Annotated in this window: 14 protein-coding genes; 9 read left to right on the top strand and 5 right to left on the bottom strand. The window is 71.1% G+C overall.

The window, feature by feature from the left end; all coding sequences use genetic code 11:
- Positions 1-21 precede the first annotated feature (21 nt).
- A complete protein-coding gene (locus tag ACZ4MH_RS13825; RefSeq protein WP_351585827.1) occupies positions 22-1818 on the top strand; it encodes an acyclic terpene utilization AtuA family protein in 1797 nt (598 codons plus the stop codon).
- Between the two features lie 22 nt (positions 1819-1840).
- Here the strand turns inward: ACZ4MH_RS13825 and ACZ4MH_RS13820 are convergent, their stop codons facing one another.
- On the bottom strand, positions 1841-2515 hold the full coding sequence (locus ACZ4MH_RS13820) for a helix-turn-helix domain-containing protein (protein ID WP_467754508.1): 675 nt from the start codon (positions 2513-2515) through the stop codon (positions 1841-1843).
- A gap of 183 nt (positions 2516-2698) precedes the next feature.
- On the opposite strand from ACZ4MH_RS13820, the gene ACZ4MH_RS13815 reads away from it, so the two are divergent.
- Positions 2699-3907 (top strand): cytochrome P450, encoded by a 1209-nt coding sequence (locus tag ACZ4MH_RS13815; RefSeq protein WP_351585825.1) that lies wholly within the window; start codon positions 2699-2701, stop codon positions 3905-3907.
- Here ACZ4MH_RS13815 and ACZ4MH_RS13810 read toward each other — a convergent pair.
- Together ACZ4MH_RS13810 and ACZ4MH_RS13805 are read right to left on the bottom strand one after the other, a co-directional pair.
- Complete coding sequence (locus ACZ4MH_RS13810) at positions 3891-5237, bottom strand: MFS transporter (RefSeq protein ID WP_351585823.1); 1347 nt, start codon at positions 5235-5237, stop codon at positions 3891-3893. The two genes, ACZ4MH_RS13815 and ACZ4MH_RS13810, sit on opposite strands and share 17 nt — an antisense overlap.
- A gap of 195 nt (positions 5238-5432) precedes the next feature.
- Positions 5433-6770, bottom strand: a complete 1338-nt coding sequence (locus tag ACZ4MH_RS13805) for an MFS transporter (protein WP_351585821.1) — start codon at positions 6768-6770, stop codon at positions 5433-5435.
- A gap of 233 nt (positions 6771-7003) precedes the next feature.
- Here ACZ4MH_RS13805 and ACZ4MH_RS13800 point away from each other — a divergent pair, with 233 nt between their 5' ends.
- Positions 7004-8557, top strand: coding sequence for an acetolactate synthase large subunit (locus ACZ4MH_RS13800; protein ID WP_351585819.1), 1554 nt, complete (start codon positions 7004-7006; stop codon positions 8555-8557).
- A gap of 50 nt (positions 8558-8607) precedes the next feature.
- Here the strand turns inward: ACZ4MH_RS13800 and ACZ4MH_RS13795 are convergent, their stop codons facing one another.
- Positions 8608-10092, bottom strand: coding sequence for an AAA-type ATPase lid domain-containing protein (locus ACZ4MH_RS13795; RefSeq protein WP_467754507.1), 1485 nt, complete (start codon positions 10090-10092; stop codon positions 8608-8610).
- Between the two features lie 199 nt (positions 10093-10291).
- On the opposite strand from ACZ4MH_RS13795, the gene ACZ4MH_RS13790 reads away from it, so the two are divergent.
- From ACZ4MH_RS13790 to ACZ4MH_RS13780, 3 genes are read left to right on the top strand one after another with little or no spacing between them, the layout of a single operon-like run.
- Complete coding sequence (locus ACZ4MH_RS13790; protein WP_351590423.1) at positions 10292-11290, top strand: amidohydrolase family protein; 999 nt, start codon at positions 10292-10294, stop codon at positions 11288-11290.
- Between the two features lies 1 nt (position 11291).
- On the top strand, positions 11292-12065 hold the full coding sequence (locus ACZ4MH_RS13785) for a metal-sulfur cluster assembly factor (protein WP_351590420.1): 774 nt from the start codon (positions 11292-11294) through the stop codon (positions 12063-12065).
- Positions 12062-13099: an NAD(P)-dependent alcohol dehydrogenase gene (locus ACZ4MH_RS13780; protein ID WP_467754506.1), complete on the top strand. Its 1038-nt coding sequence runs from the start codon at positions 12062-12064 to the stop codon at positions 13097-13099. The genes ACZ4MH_RS13785 and ACZ4MH_RS13780 overlap by 4 nt, the downstream gene beginning before the upstream one ends.
- Before the next feature lie 29 nt (positions 13100-13128).
- On the opposite strand, the gene ACZ4MH_RS13775 is transcribed toward ACZ4MH_RS13780, so the two are convergent.
- Positions 13129-13788, bottom strand: coding sequence for a TetR/AcrR family transcriptional regulator (locus ACZ4MH_RS13775; RefSeq protein WP_351590417.1), 660 nt, complete (start codon positions 13786-13788; stop codon positions 13129-13131).
- Between the two features lie 154 nt (positions 13789-13942).
- Between ACZ4MH_RS13775 and ACZ4MH_RS13770 the strand changes: the two genes are divergently transcribed.
- The 3 genes from ACZ4MH_RS13770 to ACZ4MH_RS13760 all read left to right on the top strand — a co-directional run bounded on the left by ACZ4MH_RS13770 (position 13943) and on the right by ACZ4MH_RS13760 (position 18283).
- On the top strand, positions 13943-14716 hold the full coding sequence (locus ACZ4MH_RS13770; RefSeq protein ID WP_351590414.1) for an SDR family NAD(P)-dependent oxidoreductase: 774 nt from the start codon (positions 13943-13945) through the stop codon (positions 14714-14716).
- Positions 14717-14817: 101 nt separating this feature from the next.
- Positions 14818-16605, top strand: a complete 1788-nt coding sequence (locus ACZ4MH_RS13765) for a flavin-containing monooxygenase (RefSeq protein ID WP_351590411.1) — start codon at positions 14818-14820, stop codon at positions 16603-16605.
- 46 nt (positions 16606-16651) lie between these two features.
- Positions 16652-18283: a Vgb family protein gene (locus ACZ4MH_RS13760; RefSeq protein ID WP_351590408.1), complete on the top strand. Its 1632-nt coding sequence runs from the start codon at positions 16652-16654 to the stop codon at positions 18281-18283.
- Positions 18284-18294: the final 11 nt, after the last annotated feature.

The raw sequence follows: 18294 nt of genomic DNA, 5'->3' as shown, positions 1-18294 counted from the left end.
GGAGAGGCCAGAATGAATGACATGAACCGACGGCCGGTCCGCATCGCGAACTTCTCCGGCTACTACGGCGACCGTTACACCGCGTTCGACGAGGCCATGGCCGGTGACCCGGTGGATGTGCTGATGGGCGACTACCTCGCCGAGATCACCCTGGCCTCGATGTCGCCGCTGTACACGAAGGACTCGTCCAAGGGATACATCACCTACTTCCTCCGCCAGATCCGCCCGCACCTCGCCGCCCTCGCCGAGCGCGGCCTGAAGGTCGTGACCAACGCCGGGGCGTTCAACCCGGAGGCGCTGGCGAACGCCCTGCGCGAGGCGATCGCGGAGGCGGGTGTGCCGCTCCGGGTGGCCCATGTCGAGGGTGACAATCTCCTGCCCCGGCTGGGCGAACTCCGGGCAGCAGGGCACCAGTTGGAGAATCTGGACACCGGTGAGCCGCTGTCGTCCTGGGACGCCGAGCCGATCAGCGCCAATGCGTACCTCGGCGGCTGGGGCATCGCCACGGCGCTGCGGGAGGGCGCCGACATCGTGGTCTGCGGCCGGGTCACCGACGCCTCGCTGACGGCCGGCCCGGCGGCCTGGTGGCACGAGTGGGGCACCGAGGACTGGGACCAGCTGGCCGGAGCCGTGGTCGCCGGACACATCATCGAGTGCGGGCCGCACGCCGTGGGCGGCAACTTCTCCGGCTTCACCGAGATCCCCGGCGCGCACCGGCCGGGCTTCCCGGTCGCCGAGGTCGCGGCCGACGGCAGCAGCGTGATCACCAAGCACGGGCGCGATCTCGGCGCGGTCACCGTCGACACCGTCACCGCCCAGCTGGTGTACGAGATCCAGGGCCCGCGCTACCTCAACCCCGATGTGACCGTCCACCTGGACGGCGTCCGGCTGAGCCAGGCGGGCCCCGACCGGGTCGAGGTCTCCGGTGCGGCCGGTTCCCCGCCGCCGCACACCACCAAGGTCGCGATCTTCGCCCCGATCGGCCACCAGATCGTGCTGACGGTGTATCTGACCGGCCTGGACATCGAGGAGAAGTACGAGCTGCTGCGCACCCAGATCCGGGACCAGGTGGCCGGGCCCGGGGTGGACGAGCTGGACATCAGCATGATCGGTACCGTCGCGGCCGATCCGCAGAGCCAGTGGGAGGCGACCGTACCGGTACGCGTCATGGCCACCGCCCGGGAGCCGGAGCCGCTGGAGTACCCCCACTTCGCGGGCCGGATCGGCGGGCTGTTCCTGTGCAGCGTCCCGGGCTTCTTCTACGACACCGGCGCGCAGCGGGTCACCGGACCGCAGCCGCGCATCGAGTACTGGCCCGGGCTGCTGCCCATGACGGCCGTCGAGCAGCGGGTCGTGCTGCCGGACGGGCGCCGCATCGCCGTCGCGCCGCCCGCCGTCACCCAGGCGCCGACGGGCCAGCCGGTGCACGCGGAGCCCGACCCGTACCCGCGGACCGGTCCCACCGAGCGTGCCCCGCTGGGCCGGATCGCGCACGCCCGCAGCGGCGACAAGGGCGGCAACAGCAACGTCGGCGTCTGGGTGGCCGATCCGGAGGCGTGGCCGTGGCTGCGGGCCACGCTGAGCACCGACGAGCTGCGGCGGATGGTCCCCGAGGCGAAAGAACTGGACATCGTCCGCCACGAGTTCCCGCAGCTGCACGCGGTCCACTTCGTACTGCGCGGCCTGCTCGGCACCGGCGGCTCCAGCAACCTCCGCGCCGACCAGGTCGGCAAGGCCGTGGGCGAGTACATCCGTACCCGGCTCACGGACATCCCGGTCGAACTGTTGGCACGACGCGGGGCGGCGCGGGGCCGGTGACCGGTGCCGTCCAGTCGCCCCGTCACGACAGGAGGGTGCGCCAGCGGTCGGCCGACTCGACCATGTCCAGGATGACCCGCTCCAGGAATTTCCCTCCCTTGGCCAGCCGCTGCCCCACGGGGCTGTCGAGCCCGAGCGTCTCCGCCGCCGCCATCGAGGCCTGCGCCGCCTCGAGCGTCTGCCGTGAGCTGATCACGATCGAGTTGTACCAGGCGTCGTCGTCGACCACGTAGATGTCGCGACGCCGCTGCGGATCGCGCTCGCGCCGGACATATCCGTGCTGTACCAGGTAGTTCACGGACACGGAGACGGAGGCCGGGCTGACGTTCAGCCGACGAGTCAGCTCGGCCGCGGTACGCCTGCCGTCCTCGGACAACAACAGGTCGACGTGCACACGCGCCGTCATCCTCGGCAGCCCCGACCTGACCGCCACCTCGATGATCTCCTCCTCCACCGCGCCGCCCGGCGGTCCGGCCGCGCGTGCGGGGGCCGGTGTGCCACGCCGCGCCCGCTGGACCGTCGCCTGGTGCGCCTGCTGGGGCCGGTAGCCGCCGGGGCCGCCGTTGCGTCCGACCTCCCGGCTGATCGTCGAGGTCGGCCGGTCGAGCCGCCTGGCGATCTCCGCGTACGAGAGCCCGTCGGCGAGCCCCGCCGCGATGCGCTGGCGCTCCTGCTGGGTCAATCGTCCTCCTGGCATGCCGTCAGTATTGCCTTCGACGCCATTCATTGCAACGCAGCATTGCATTCGAGCCCAGCGTCATTGCATCAAATTGCAGCCACTGACCTGCGTAAATCCCTTTCCATGGATTGACGCCACTCTGAATGCAACGTAGCTTTCGCGATACGCCAAACACGTCCTATCGCGAGATGAGGAATGGCAATGGGGGAATCCCTGCACACCGTCACGACGCTGCCGACGGCACGTCAGCCCGGCTGCCCCTTCGACCCGCCGGCCGAGCTGACCGACGCCCGGCGGCACGGCCCCATCAGCCGCTACACCTTCCCCGGCGGAAAACCCGGCTGGCTGATCACCGGATACGACCTGGTCAGATCGGTCCTGGCCGACTCGCGGTTCAGCTCGCGCAAGGAACTCATGCGCTATCACCCGACCATCGACTACGGCGACATCGAGGTACCTCCGGCGCCGCCCGGCGAATTCCTCCTCATGGACGATCCCCAGCACAGGCGCTATCGCAAGCCGCTGGCGGGCAAGTTCACCGTACGGCGAATGCGCCTGCTCACCGAGCGCATCGAGCAGATCACCGCCGACTGCCTGGACGCCATGGAGGAAACCGGGCCGCCGGCCGACCTGGTGACCGCGTTCGCCAAGCCCATCCCCGCCATCGTGATCTGTGAGCTGCTGGGGGTGCCGTACGAGGACCGGGGCTCCTTCCAGGGGAACGTCGAGTCGTTCATGAGCGGAGAGACGAGCGACGAGGACCTGATCGCGGCCTACACCGCGGTCCAGGACTACCTCGCGGAGCTGGTGGCCGCCAAGCGCGCGAACCCCACCGACGACGTGCTCAGCGACCTCACCGACAGCGACCTGACCGATGAGGAACTGAAGGGAATCAGCCTGATCCTGCTGGCGGCCGGCTTCGACACCACCGCGAACATGCTGGCGCTGGGCACCTTCGCGCTGCTGCAGAACCCGGCCCAACTGGCCGCGCTGCGCGCCGATGACGCGCTCGCCGACCAAGCCGTGGAGGAGCTGCTGCGGTATCTGAGCGTCGCCAAGACGTTCATGAGGACGGCGCTGGAGGACGTCGAGCTGGGCGGCCGGACCATCGAGGCCGGCGCGCCCGTCATCCTGTCGTACCACACCGCCAACCGCGACCCCGAGCGCTTCGCCGACCCTCATGTGCTCGACCTGCGCAGGCAGGACGGCGGGCACCTGGCCTTCGGTCACGGCATCCACCAGTGCCTGGGTCAGCAGCTGGCCCGCGTCGAGATGCGGGTCGCGTTCTCCGCCCTGGTCAACCGCTTCCCCACGCTGCGCCTGGCCGTACCGGCCGAAGAAGTCGCCCTGCGCCCGGAGACCGCGGACATCTACGGGGTCAAGAGCCTCCCGGTCACCTGGGACGTGTGACCGGGGTCCGGTGACGGTCCGGTCCGCGCAGTCGGGCCGCGTCCCGTTCGGGGTTGACGCCGAGGAGTGCCGCGAGCCCGCCCACGAGCACCATGGCCCCGAAGAGCTGGAAGGCGCGTCCGTAGCCGACGGCGGGGTTTGCGGCCTGGTCGACGATCCAGCCGGTGAGGTACGGGCCGTAGACCCCGCCTAGGGACATCAGGGCCATGAAGATGCCGAGGGTACTGGCGAGTTGACGCGGCGGGACGATCTCCGCCAGGCCGGCGTTGAACAGCGGGAAGATACTCGCGCCGAACGCGTAGCCGATCGAGACGACGGCGACCGCGGCGGCCGGCGTACCGATGCTCGGCAGCAGCGCCATCGTGGCGCCGCACACCAGCAGGGCCACCGAGGGGACGACGCCCCGCAGGACGCGTGAGGTGGCGCCGCGCCCGATCAGCCGGTCGCCGATCCAGGAGAGCCCGAACATGACCACCAGCGACGCGATGCTCGGAAAGCCGAACATGGTGCCCGCCTGCACCCTGCTGTAGCCCAGGCCCGTCTCGAAGTACGACGGCAGCCAGGTCAGCACCACGGTCACCAGGGCGTACATCGACATCGTCGCGAGCGCGCCGCCGAGGAAGGTGGGCGACAGGATCACCTTGGCCCACGGGACGGCCGGCTCGTCGGCAACCCCGGTCGCCCCTGTCGCCCCGGCCGCCTTGTCCTCACCGTACGGGCCGGGGCTCCAGGTGGGGAGCCAGAGCGCCAGCCAGACCAGGCCCGCGGCCGCGAGGACCAGGAAGGCGGTCCGCCACCCGTAGGCGGCGACCACGACCGCCAGCCCGGGGGCGACCGCGATCTTGGCGATCGAGGCGCACGCCGTGATGCAGGCCGAAGGAAGGCCGCGCTTCTCGCGCGGGTGCCAGGAGTAGAGCGCCGTGTGGATGATCGGGCCCGACGGCCCTTCCAGGAAGCCGAGCAGCATCCGGCTCAGCAGCAGAACGGTGAAGGTGGCGGAGACGACCAACGGGAGCATGGCGGCCGACCAGCCGACCGCGAGGAGCGCGAGCGACCACTTCAGCGCCATCCAGCGGTTGAGCAGGCCCGCGACCAGGTTGCCGACGGTGAAGGTCAGGAAGAACGAACTGCCGATCAGACCGATCTGCGAGGAGTTGAGGCCCAGCTCCTCGGCGAGCGGCTGGGCCACGAGGCCGAACACGGCCTTGTCGGCCCAGTTCACGATGTACAGCACCATCAGCAGGCCGGTGAAACCCCAGGCTTTGGCCCGGGATTCACCGGCGGACGGGACCGCGGCGGCACGGGTACCGGGCACATCGGTTGTCGGCACGGGTGTCTCCTTCGGGGAGGGGTACGCCTCGTCGGGCGGTCAATCCGCGGCGGCACCGGTGGACAGTCTGGCGAGAAAACCAGACGAACGATCGCTAAGGTAATTGGCGAGTCAAGGTCTGTCCACGTCCCGGACATGATGCGACCGAGTTACCTGCTTCCTCGGTACCGCGTTACCTGCGTCCCCGGTGCCGAGTTACCTGCTTCCCCGCTGCCGCGCGCCACGCGCCTCCGGTGCGGAAGCGGACTCGGAAGCAGCCGTACCGGTGCCCAGCCGGGCCGCGTCCCGGTCGGGGCGGACGACCAGGAGGGACGCCAACCCGCCGAGGATCACCAGCCCACCGGCCAGATCGAAGGCGAGGCCGTATCCGGCCGCCTTGGTGGCGGCGTTGTCGATCAACATGCCGGTCACGATGGGCGCGACGACGCCGGCGAGCGTGACGATGGCGTACCAGATCCCGAGGGCGGCGCCCCGCTGCCGAGCGGGCACGGTGTCGGCGACAGCGGCCTGTGACAGCGGCGTCTGGGCGTTGCCGACGCCGAAGGCCAGCGCGATGAGCGGCAGTACCAACGCGGGCGACCCGACCCGTGTCATCAGGAGCGTGCACACCCCGGCGAGCAGTGCCAGGCCACCGCCCAACACCCCCTGCGCCAGGCGCCGGGAGACGCCGCGTTTGATCAGCCGCTGGGAGACACCGCCGCCCAGCAGCATGAACGCGATACTGGCGTAGGCCGGCACGCTCGCCACGAAGCCGACCGAGCCGTGGCCGAAGCCGGCGACCTGCTCCAGGTACAGCGGCAGGAAGGCGATCCCGACGCCGAGCCCCCAGTAGACGGTGAAGCCCGCGAAGACGGTGCCCAGCCACGTTCCGGTGCACAGCAGGCGCCAGTAGGACTGCCGCGGCGCGGCGGTCGGCACCGCCCGGGACTGCCGGTCGGGCGCGGCCGCCGGGCGGGCCGCGTACGGTCCGTCGCCGCCGAGGGTCAGCCACGCGGCCACCCAGACGAGGCCGGCAACTCCGAGAAGGCCGAAGGCGGTTCGCCAGCCATAGGCACCGATCGCCGCGTTGAGCAGCGGCGCGCCGACGATGACGCCGAGTCCGGAGCCGATGGTCATCAGCGCCGCGGTCAGGCCGCGGTTCTTCTCCGGGACCCAGCCGAAGGCGACGTGGGTACCGAGCGGGAACCCGGGCCCTTCACCGGCGCCGAGCAGGATGCGGGTCGCGAGCAGCACCGTCACGCCGGCGGCCGGGAGGAGGACCGGCAGTTGGGCGAGTGACCAGACCACCGCGAGGCCGGCCAGCAGCCACTTGCCGGAGAGCCGGTTGCCGAGAAAGCCGAAGACGATCGCGGAGATGCTGAACAGGAGGTAGAAGGAGCTGGCGATGGAGCCGTACTGGGTTGCGGACAGGCCCAGTTCCTCCATCATCGGGCCTGCCGCCAGACCGATGATGGCCTTGTCCGCGAAGTTGATGGCCAGGAAGAGCATGAGCAGGAAGATCGCCCATCGGCTTCTGGCAAGGGTGGATTGCATCGAACCTCCGGCTTGTTGGCTCGGGTGCTGCATGCGAAAGGGCAAGCCGATGAGGGGCGGCAGGCACCGGACGCTAGAGGCAGTGCCCATGGTCGTCAAGGCTCACGGACATCGACGATCGGTGCGGCACGGTCAACGCTGGAAACCGCCTCGGAACCGTCTCGGCACCCTCTCGACACTTAATTAACGACCGCTTAGTATCCGAGGTTGAGCCGTCTAGAGAGAGGCTGTCCATGAACGGCGCACAGTCGCTGATCCGCACTCTCGTCCGTGCCGGCGTGGACGTGTGCTTCGCCAATCCCGGTACGTCGGAGATGCACTTCGTCGCCGCGCTCGACGCGGTACCCGACATGCGCGGAGTGCTCGGCCTGTTCGAGGGCGTCGTCACCGGAGCCGCCGACGGCTACGCGCGGATCGCCGACAAACCGGCGGCCACCCTGCTGCACCTGGGCCCCGGTCTCGGGAACGGGCTGGCCAATCTCCACAACGGCCGCCGCGCCCACACCCCGCTCGTGAACGTGGTGGGTGATCACGCCACGTACCACAAGAAGTACGACGCGCCGCTGGAGTCGGACATCGAGCCGGTGGCCGGGTCGGTGAGCGGCTGGGTGCGGCGGTGCGACCGGGTCGCCGACGTCGGAGCCGACGCGGCGGCGACGGTGGCGGCGTCGATGGAACCGCCGGGGCAGATCGCGACGCTCATCCTGCCCGCCGACGCCTCCTGGGGCGAGGGCGGCGAGGTCGCCGAACCACTGCCCGTACGTACCCCTGCGGCTCCCGACTCCCGGGCGGTGTCGGCCGTCGCCGACGTGCTGCGCGGCGGCGAACCCGTCGCGCTACTGATCGGCGGCCGGGCGTGCCGGGCAGCGGGGCTGCGCGCGACGAGCCGCATCGCGAACGCCACCGGCGCGCGGGCGTTCGTGGAGACCTTCCCCGCACGGCTGGAACGGGGCGCGGGCGTGCCCGCCCTCGAACGGCTCGGTTACTTCGCCGAGCAGGCCGCCAAGCAACTGAACGGTGTCACCCACCTGGTCGTCGCCGGGACCGTCTCTCCCGTGTCGTTCTTCGCCTACCCGGACAAGCCGAGCGACCTGGTGCCCGCGGGAGCCCGCGTGCACACCCTCGCCGGCCAGGGCGAGGACGTGGTCGCCGCGCTGGAGGCGCTGGCCGAGCAGGTGGCCGCCGACACCGCGCCGACGGTGGCGGAACCCGCCCGGCCGGCGCTGCCGAGCGGCCCTCTCACCAGGAAGAACTGGGCCGATGTCGTCGGCGCGCTGCTCCCGGACGGTGCGATCATCGCCGATGAGGCGAACACCTCGGGAGCGTCCCTGCCGCAGGCCACGGCCGGCGCGTCCCGGCACGATGTACTGACCCTGACCGGCGGCGCGATCGGCCAGGGCATGCCGGTCGCCACCGGAGCGGCGATCGCGGCACCGGACCGCCCGGTGATCAGCCTGGAGGCCGACGGCAGCGCGATGTACACCATTTCGGCGCTGTGGACGCAGGCGCGCGAAAACCTCGACGTCACGACGGTGATCCTCAACAACAGCGCCTACGCTGTGCTGCGCCTGGAAATGCAACGCGTCGGCGCCGACCTGTCGGGCCCCGCCGCCAAGACGCTCCTCGACCTCTCCTCCCCCGCGCTGGACTTCGTCAGGATCGCCGAAGGCATGGGCGTTCCGGCATCCCGGGCAACCACCTGCGAAGAGCTCGCCGACCAACTCCGGCGCGCCCTGGCGGAACCGGGACCACACCTGATCGAGGCCGTGGTCCCGGCGGCGCTGTAGAGCCCACGCTCAGCGCCACGAATCCGCACAACACGGGTCCGCACAATGCGTCAGACGTTCCCCGGTCGGTCCGGGCGGGGCGGGAGCTGGATGCCGTACTGGGCGATCTTGCGGTAGACGGTCGCGCGGCCGACGCCCAGGCGGGCCGCCGCGCGGGCGACGGTGGCGTCCGGCTCGGTCAGGCAGCGGATGATTTCATCGCGTTCGAGGACCTGGAGGCGGGTCAGGCGGTGGCCGGTGCCGGTGAGGAGTTCCGGCGGTAGGTGCCGGAGGTCGACGGTGTCGGCGCGGGAGGCCGCCTCGCGTATCACCTGCCGCAGCCGGGTGGCGTTCTCCGGCCAGGGGTACGAGGTCAGGGCGTCGGCCGCGGCGCGGGTGAAGCGCACCGGGCGGCCGCGGCGCTGGTGGGCGAAGTGGTGGGCCAGCGGGAGGATGTCGTCCGGGCGCAGGCGCAGCGGCGGCACCTCGATCACCGAATCGACCAGTGCGGCCATCGGCTCCGGGATCGCGTCGTACTCCTCGGCGGTGATGAGGAAGGGCTGCGTACGCGTCGGCTCCGCCCCGGGCGCCGGGCCGGGCCCCCCGCCCGGCGCCCGCCGCAGGCCGGTGAAGATGTCGGTCAGCTCGGCCGCCGCCCAGGCCGGCAGCGTGTCCACGCGCGAGACGATGACGCAGGTGTGCTCCTTGCCCAGCTCGGCGGTCCACAGGGTCAGCCAGGACTCGACGTCATGGGCGGCAGGAGGGCAGGCCCGCAGCAGGCGTTCTCGCGCGTGCAGCCCCTGGCGGGCCGCCGCGGCCAGCGCCGCCTTGCCCGCTCCCCGCTCGCCGACGACGGCCACGACACGGCCGGCGGCGAGCGCGGCGCGCGCCTCGGCCACCGCGTTCCGCCAGGCACGGGACAGCCGCGGGCCGTCGCCGTCGTCCTGGGGGAAACGCTCGCGGTAGACCCGGCGGACCTCACCGCGCGGCTGTACGGGCATGGTCCGCCCGGTGGAACGGGCCAGCATCAGCGCGGTCGTGTTGCCGGCCGCCGCCTGGGCGAGGGCCAGCAGCAGCGCCGGGGAGGACTGCGACCACGTGGTGAGGTTGACCGTGCCCGCCACCTGCCCGGTCAGCGGGTCCAGGACGGGGACGGCCGCGCAGGTGTAGCAGCGCAGCCCCGTGCAGTAGTGTTCATCGGCCCTGACCAGGGACGGCGTACGGTCGGCCAGGGCGAGCCCGAGTCCGTTGGTGCCCGCGTTGCGTTCGGCGAAGTAGAAGCCCGGGGCGAGGTGGACCCGGTCCAGCGAGCGGGCCATCGCCGCGTCGTTGCAGAGCCGGCTCAGTACGAGCCCCTCGCTGTCCGTGAGCATGAAGCTGACCGGCTCCCCCGCCAGCGTGGTCCGCAGCTGCTGCAGGACCTCCTGTCCGCAGGTGTAGAGCAGCGAGTCGGTGTCCATGGAGCTCAGGTACACGGGCTGCACCTCGTCGGCCGGTACGCCGTACCGCTCGCTGCGCTGCCACGACGCGCGCAGTCGCGGGGCTATCTCTGCCATCTCGACCTCCACACGACGCGACGCTGCGCCGGACCGGACGCTGACCGGATGCTGACCTTCATCAGGCTACTCAGCGGGGCGGCCGGAACCAGTCGGCCAGGTGTCTCAAAGTGAGACAGCCGCAGCCTCCCCGGCCTGCGCCGGGATGCCTAGCGTCCCTACCGAACGAGCCGCAGCTGCCACGTGAGGTGGAGGAACCATGTACAGCAAGGACGGCGAGAACTACTTCATCGTCGACGCGCACATCGCGCTGTGGGACGCGCGCCCCGAGAACCAGCTCAACATCCACGGCAAGCAGTTCATCGACTGCTTCTACGACTACCACCGCAACCTGAGCCCGGAATCGGAGCTCTGGCCGTACGAGGAGTTCCGCTACTACGGCGGCGAGCGCCTGATGAAGGACCTGTTCGCCGACGGCCATGTCGACCACGCGATCTTCCAGCCCGCCCACCTCGGCGCCTTCTACGAGCGCGGCTTCGGGCAGGCCGAGGAGGCGTTCGCGCTCACGCGGCAGCACCCCGACAAGCTGACGTACAACCACTGCTTCGACCCGCGCTTCGAGCAGGCCGGTCTGGAGCAACTGCGGCGCGACGCCGAGCGGTTCGGGCTCAAGGGCGTGAAGCTGTACACCGCGGAGTGGAAGGGCGACTCCCGCGGCTACAAGCTCAACGACCCCTGGACCTACCGCTATCTGGAAGCCTGCCAGGAGCTGGGGATCAAGAACATCCACATCCACAAGGGGCCGACGATCCGGCCGCTGGACCGCGACGCGTTCGACGTCGCCGATGTGGACGCGGCCGCCTCCGACTTCACCGAGCTGAACTTCGTCGTCGAGCACTGCGGGCTGCCCCGGCTGGAGGACTTCTGCTGGATCGCCACACAGGAGCCGAACGTGCACGCCGGTCTGGCGGTGGCGATGCCGTTCATCCACTCCCGGCCGCGGTACTTCGCGCAGATCATCGGCGAGCTGCTGTACTGGCTGGACGAGGACCGCATCCAGTTCTCCAGCGACTACGCGCTGTGGACGCCGCGCTGGCTGGTCGAGCGGTTCGTCGACTTCCAGATCCCCGCGGACATGACCGAGTACCCGCCGCTGACCGTGGCGCAGAAGAAGAAGATCCTCGGGCTGAACGCGGCGGCCATGTACGGGATCGACGTACCGGCCGGCCTCGGCCTCCCGCAGCCGGTGGCGGCCTGACGTGCCCGCCATCGACACCGGCACACTTGAATGCGCGGCGCGCGCGGCGCTGGACGAGGTCTTCGATCCGGAGCTGGACGAGCCCATCACCGACCTCGGTTTCGTCCGCTCGCTGGAAGTGAGCCCCGACCGGCGGGTGACCGTGCACCTCCGGCTGCCGACCTCCTTCTGCTCGCCGAACTTCGCCTATCTGATGGCCTCCGACGCCAAGGACGTACTCACCCGGCTGCCGGCCGCACGGGAGGTCGTCGTACTGCTCGACGACCACCACGACTCCGACATGATCAACCGCGGGCTGGCGGCGGACGCGGGCTATCTGGGCACCTTCGGGGCGGAGGCGCAGGAGGGTCTCGACGAGCTGCGGCTGACCTTCCGCCGCAAGGCGCACGCCGCGGCGATGGAGCGCGCGCTGACGCGGCTGCTGCGGGAGACGCCGGACCTGGCCGAGCGCGACCTGCCGGCCGTCGTCCTCGCCGACCTGCCCGACGCGCCGACCACCCACGCCCTCGTACGGAGGCGGGCGGCGCTGGGCCTGAGCACCGCGCCGACGGCCCCGGTTCTCGTCGACGACCACGGGGAGCCGTACCCGGTCGACGACATCCCGGTACGGCTGCGGTTCGCGCGATCGATCCGCATCTCGATCGACGGCAACGCGCACTTCTGCCGCGGCCTGCTCCGCACCCGCTATCCGGACGCGGCCGACGACCAGGCGCAGCGCGGACAGGAAACCCCGCACGACACCACACACCACACTGCGAAGGGGCGGACCTCATGACGTCCGTAATGAAGGCCGTACAGGTCGTTGGATACGGCGAGAAACTGCGGCTCACCGACGTTCCCATGCCCGAGATCACCGGTCCGTACGACGTGCTCGTGAAGATCGGCGGGGCGGGGGTGTGCCGGACCGACCTCCACATCCTGGAGGGCCAGTGGGCACAGAAGTCGGGCGTCACCCTGCCATACACCATCGGGCACGAGAACGCCGGGTGGGTCCACGCGGTCGGCAGCGCGGTGACGAACGTCGCCGAGGGCGACAAGGTCATCGTGCACCCGCTGATCACCTGCGGTCTGTGCCGGGCCTGCCGGTCCGGTGACGATGTGCACTGCGAGCAGAGCGCCTTCCCCGGCATCGACACGGCCGGCGGCTACGCGGAGTACCTCAAGACCTCGGCCCGCAGCGTCGTCCGCATCGACGACGCGCTCCAGCCGGCGGACGTCGCCGCCCTCGCCGACGCGGGCCTGACCGCGTACCACGCCGCGGCGAAGGCCGCCCGCCGGCTGCGGCCGGGCGACCGCTGCGTGGTCATCGGCGCGGGCGGGCTCGGCCACATCGGCGTACAGGTCCTCAAGGCCCTGACCGCGGCGGAGTTGATCGTCGTCGACCGGAATCCGGACGCGGCGAAGCTGGCCACGTCGATCGGGGCCGATCACGGCGTCGTCGCCGCGGGCGAGCACGTCGAGGAGGTACTCGAACTGACCGGCGGGCACGGAGCGGAGACCGTCATCGACTTCGTCGGCGAGGGCGGTGCGACGAAGGACGGGGTGGCCATGCTGCGCCGGGCGGGCGATTACCACGTCGTCGGTTACGGCGAGAACATCGACATCCCCACCATCGACATCATCTCCACCGAGATCAACCTCATCGGCAACCTGGTCGGCTCCTACAACGACCTGTGCGAACTGATGACACTCGCCGCTCAGGGCCGCGTACGGCTGCACACCGCGGCCTACCCGCTGGACCGCTTCCAGGACGCGGTGGACGACCTCACCGCGGGCACGGTACGCGGACGCGCGATCCTCATTCCTTGAGGGCCTGAGGGCCTGACGGCCTGACGGCCTCAGATGCCCAGTGAGTCCGTGGCCTGCAGCAGCGCCCGGCGGAAGGCTTCGTCGCCGGCCGCCTGGTTCGCTTCCGCCGACCGTCGGGCCCACTCCTCCGCCGCCACGCGCAGGGCGCCGTTGAGCATCACGGCCTTCAGCCGCGGCACCAGGCCGTCGGGATCGGCGCCGGTGCGCGCGGCGATGACCTCTGTGAAGACGCGCTCTGCGTCGTGGTGGACCCGGAGCCAGACGGCGCGCAGCCCCGGCTCGTCGGGCAGCAGGCGGATCAGCCGCAGCAGCGCCGAGGTGACGTCAGCGCGCTCGGCGGCCGAGGGCACGCCCGCCTGCAGCCCTTCCCACAGCGGGCGGCCGGCGGGCAGCTCGCGCAGCCGCCGGGCCGCGCTCTCCAGACCCGCGGACAGCAAGGGGCGTACGCACTCCTCCTTGGACGGGAAGTACCGCCACAGAGTGCGGGGTGAAATCCCGGCCGCGCGGGCGATCTCCTCGCCCGACGTCGCCGCCACGCCGTGCTCGGCGAACAGCCGTACCGCCTCGTGGGCGATCGCCAGCCGCGTCTCCGCCTTGCGCCGCTCGGTCAGCGGCGGCCTACCGGACGGACGGGGCGCGTCCTCCCGCTCCGCGTCCCGCGTTCCCGCCTGCTCCACCGTGATGTCCATCCGCCGTCCCCAACCGCTTACCAGTGTCTCCACCCTAACCAGCGCCCCGGACATCTATTTTTTGCCTGTCAATGCCATCATGGCAGTGACTGCCAAAAACTGTTACGGTCGATGGACACGCACATCCGCGTGAACTCGGAGAAGGGAGCGCCGCGTGAGCAGCACCAGCAGCACCGGCTTTCAAGGGCGCAGCGTCGTCGTCACCGGAGCCGGCTCGGGGATCGGCCGGGCCGCGGCCCTGGCCTTCGCCCGTGAGGGAGCGAAGGTGCTGGTGGCGGACCTGGACAAGGACGGCGCCGAAGGTGTCGTCGCAACGATCGCCGCCGAAGGGGGCACGGCACGCGCGGTCGTCGGTGATCTCAGCGAACAGCCCGTGGTGGACCGGGTCGTCGACACGGCGGTGGCGGAATTCGGCGGCCTGCACGTACTGGTGAACAACGCGGGCATCATGGACCGGTTCTCGGCCGCCGCGGACACCGACGACGCCGAGTGGGAGCGCGTCCTGCGGGTCAACCTGACGGCTCCCTTCCTGCTGACCCGCGCCGCACTGCCGCACATGCTGGCCGCCGAGCGCGGCGCGATCGTCTTCACCGCGTCCGAGGCCGCGCTGCGCGGCAGTGCGGCCGGTACCGCCTACACCGCTTCCAAGCACGGCGTCGTGGGCCTGGTGAAGTCCCTCGCGGTGATGTACCGGGCCAAGGGCATCCGCGCCAACGCCATAGCCCCCGGCGGCACGGCCACCGCCATACAGGTCGACGCCCGGGCGGACACGCACGGGCCGACGGTCCTCGGCGGTCACTTCGGGAACATGGGCCGGATCGCCGCCGCCGAGGAGCAGGCCGCCGCCATCGTCTTCCTCGCCTCGGACGCCGCCGTCAACATCAACGGCGCCGTACTGCCCGTGGACGACGGCTGGTCCGCCGTCTGACGCTCCCGAGATTCATCGGCGTACCGGCCGCCGCCCCGCGCCATCACCCCCCACCGACTGCCCGGAAAGGACAGCGAGTGTCGCCAACGGAAAAGCCCACAGTGCGTGAACCGGAGGAGTTGGGGTTCGACCCCGACGCGCTGCGCGCGCGGTACCGCGCCGAGCGCGACCGCCGGATCCGCCCTGAAGGCAGTAAGCAGTACCAGCGCACCACCGGCGACTTCGGCTACTACGTCGACGACCCGTACGTGGCACCCGGCTTCACCCGGGAGCCGCTGAACGACCGGGTCGAAGCCCTGGTCATCGGCGGTGGTTTCGGCGGGCTGCTCGCGGCCGCGCGGCTGCGCCAGGCCGGTCTGGCGGACATCCGCATCACCGACAAGGCCGGGGACTTCGGCGGCACTTGGTACTGGAACCGGTACCCGGGCATTCACTGCGACATCGAGTCGTACGTCTATCTGCCGCTGCTCGAAGAGCTCGGCTACGTGCCGCGCTGGAAGTACGCACCGGGTGAGGAGATCCGGCAGCACGCGCGGGCGATCGGCCACCACTTCGACCTCTACCGCGACGCCTGCTTCCAGACGGAGGTCACGGACCTGCGCTGGGACGAGGCCGCCCGCGAGTGGGTGGTGCGCACCGACCGCGGCGACCTGATGAGGGCGCGTTATGTGGTGGTCTCCAGCGGCCCGTTCAGCCGGCCGAAGCTGCCCGGCATCCCAGGCATCGAGAGCTTCCAGGGGCACACCTTCCACACCAGCCGCTGGGACTACGGCTACACCGGCGGCGACGCGAACGGGAATCTCCGGGGGCTCGCGGACAAGCGTGTCGCCCTGATCGGCACCGGTGCGACCGCCATCCAGTGCGTCCCGCACGTGGGGAACGACGCTCAGCACCTCTACGTCTTCCAGCGCACGCCGTCCTCGGTGGACGTACGCGGCAACCGGCCCACCGACCCCGAGTGGGCGGACTCCCTGGCCCCGGGCTGGCACCGGCGGCGCCGGGACAACTTCCTCGCGCACGTCACCGGCGGCAGTGCGGAGGAGGACCTGGTCCGCGACGGGTGGACCACCAGCGCCCGGCTGCTGCAGAGCCTGCTGCCCGGCACGGCCGACGCCGCACTGTCCCCCGAGGACCGGTGGGTGCAGGCGGAGCTGGCCGACTTCCGGAAGATGAACGAGATACGGGCGCGGGTGGACGGCATCGTCGAGGACCCGGCCACGGCCGAGGCGCTCAAGCCGTGGTACCGCTACATGTGCAAGCGCCCCACGTTCAGCGACACCTATCTCCAGACCTTCAACCGGCCCAATGTGACGCTCGTCGACACCGAGGGCCGCGGCGTCGAGCGCATCACCGAGAACGCGGTGGTGATCGGCGGCACCGCGTACGAGGTCGACTGCATCGTCTTCGCCACCGGCTTCGACATCGGCGTGGCGCCGGCCGAACGGCTCGGGCTCCCGGTGCGCGGCCGCGACGGTGTCACCCTGGCCGACGCGTGGCGGGACGGGCCGCAGACCCTGCACGGGTTCTACAGCCACGGCTTCCCCAACTTCTTCCAGCTCGGCTCGGTGCAGAACGCCGTCTCCGTCAACTACGTCCACGTCCTCGACGAGCAGGCCACGCACATCGCCGAGGTCGTCGCCGAGGCACGCAAGCGGCAGGCCCGTTACGTCGAACCGACCGCCGAGGCGGTGGCCGCCTGGGTCGCCACCATCCGCGAGACGGCACCGGACGCCGGCAAGTTCCTCGCCGAGTGCACGCCCAGCTACTACAACAACGAGGGCAAACCGAGCGGGCGCAGCGAGTCGTACGGCGGCGGGCCGGTCGAGTTCTATGAGCGGCTGCGGCGCTGGCGTTCCGAGACCGACATGAGCGACGTCCTCGTCGAGTGACGGGCGCGCTGACATGCGGAAATTGCGGACTTGAGGAGAAGTGCGGATGCAACCCAGCCGGTACGACGACACCGGCCGGCTGCGGCCCGGCAGCAGCGAGCGACGGCACGTGGCGAGGCTGAACCCGCCCAATCGGCTGTGGGGTTCGAACGGCGTCTCTTTCGGGCCGGACGGCCGGCTGTACGTGGCGCAGTTCCTCGCGGGGCAGATCAGCGCCGTGGATCCGGCGTCCGGTGACGTCGAGGTGGTGGTGCCGCTGGACGGCCCGGTGGAGGCCCCCGACGACCTGGCCTTCGGCGCCGACGGTTCGATGTACATCGCGGACCTGACGCCGGGCAGGGTGTGGCGCCGCACCCCCGAAGGCGCGTACTCCCTGGTCAGTGACGCGGTCACGGTGCCCAACGGCATCACCTGCGTCGGCGACCGGCTCTTCGTCAACGAGATGCGGACCAACGGCCGGCTGCTGGAGCTGTTCCCGGACGGCGGCGAGCCGGTGGTGCTGACCGACGGGCTGGCCTTGGGCAACGCCATGCAGCTCGGCCCGGACGGCCTGCTGTACTACCCGCACATGATCGGCAATCAGGTGTGGCGGATCTCGCCCGACGGCGGAGCGCCGGAGCTGGTCGCCGAGGAGGTGGACGACCCGGTCGCGGTCCGGTTCGACCTCGGCGGCGTCCTGGTGGTCCTCTCCCGCGGCCCGGCCGGCATCGTCACCCGCATCGACCTGGCCACCGGGGCGCGTACGGTCACCGCCAGCGGCCTGGCGGGCCTGGACAACGCGGCGTTCGACGCGGAGAACCGGATGTTCGTCTCCAGTTACGCGGGCGGCGGCATCACCGAGATGCACACCGACGGCCGCACCCGCGCGCTCGTCCCGCGCGGATTCAACGGCCCGTTCGGCGTGACGGCCGGGCGCGGCGGCACGGTGTACGCGGCCGACCACTTCCGCCTGGCCCGCCTGGACGACCGCGAGGGTGCGGGGGAGAACGACGCGCTGACCGTGGACCTGCTGCACTTCGCCCGCGGCGTCACCGCGGACGGTGACGGCGCCGTCCTCCACGTCACCACCGGGCTCGGCGAGGTCCGCACCTGGGAGCCGGAGACGAAGACCTCCCGGGTACGGGCGACCGGCCTGAACGACCCCACCGGCATCGCCGTCGCGCCCGACGGCTGCCTCGTGGTGGCCGAGACCGGTGCCGGGCGCGTCCTGCGGATCGACGCGGCGGACACCGTCACCGTACTCACCGACGGGCTCGACCACCCGGTGGACGTGGCCCTCGACGCGGAACAGCGGTGTTACGTCAGCGACGACGGGCTCGGCGCCGTCCTGCGCCTGGGCGAGCACGAGGACGGCGAGACGGTCACCGTCGCGGACGGCCTCGGCGCACCCCAGGGCCTGGTCATCGTGGGCGACGAACTCTTCACGGTCGAAACCGCCCACCGGCGTCTCAGCTCGGTCTCCCTGACCACCGGAGCCGTCACCACGGAGGCCGACGGCCTCCCGGTCGGCCTGCCGCCCGGCATCACCCGCACCGAACCGGCCCCCGTACCCGGCGTCCCGCACCGCCCCCGCCACTTTGCCGGTCTCGCCCTCGCCCCCGACGGCGCCCTCCTCCTCTCGGCCAACGGCGAGGGCACGGTGCTGCGCCTGTCCCCGCGCGACGACACGGGAGGGTGAGCGCGGCGGGT

Source organism: Streptomyces sp. NPDC026301, assembly GCF_055567935.1.
This window is presented reverse-complemented; position numbering and strand designations above follow the sequence as displayed.

Excerpts from the sequence above, each read along its gene's own strand:
- ACZ4MH_RS13800 (WP_351585819.1), top strand. The coding sequence starts at position 7,004 with ATGAACGGCGCACAGTCGCTGATCCGCACTCTCGTCCGTGCCGGCGTG.
- ACZ4MH_RS13760 (WP_351590408.1), top strand. The coding sequence starts at position 16,652 with ATGCAACCCAGCCGGTACGACGACACCGGCCGGCTGCGGCCCGGCAGC.
- ACZ4MH_RS13805 (WP_351585821.1), bottom strand. The coding sequence starts at position 6,770 with ATGCAATCCACCCTTGCCAGAAGCCGATGGGCGATCTTCCTGCTCATG.
- ACZ4MH_RS13795 (WP_467754507.1), bottom strand. The coding sequence starts at position 10,092 with ATGGCAGAGATAGCCCCGCGACTGCGCGCGTCGTGGCAGCGCAGCGAG.
- ACZ4MH_RS13780 (WP_467754506.1), top strand. The coding sequence starts at position 12,062 with ATGACGTCCGTAATGAAGGCCGTACAGGTCGTTGGATACGGCGAGAAA.
- ACZ4MH_RS13790 (WP_351590423.1), top strand. The coding sequence starts at position 10,292 with ATGTACAGCAAGGACGGCGAGAACTACTTCATCGTCGACGCGCACATC.
- ACZ4MH_RS13815 (WP_351585825.1), top strand. The coding sequence starts at position 2,699 with ATGGGGGAATCCCTGCACACCGTCACGACGCTGCCGACGGCACGTCAG.
- ACZ4MH_RS13825 (WP_351585827.1), top strand. The coding sequence starts at position 22 with ATGAACCGACGGCCGGTCCGCATCGCGAACTTCTCCGGCTACTACGGC.
- ACZ4MH_RS13820 (WP_467754508.1), bottom strand. The coding sequence starts at position 2,515 with ATGCCAGGAGGACGATTGACCCAGCAGGAGCGCCAGCGCATCGCGGCG.
- ACZ4MH_RS13775 (WP_351590417.1), bottom strand. The coding sequence starts at position 13,788 with ATGGACATCACGGTGGAGCAGGCGGGAACGCGGGACGCGGAGCGGGAG.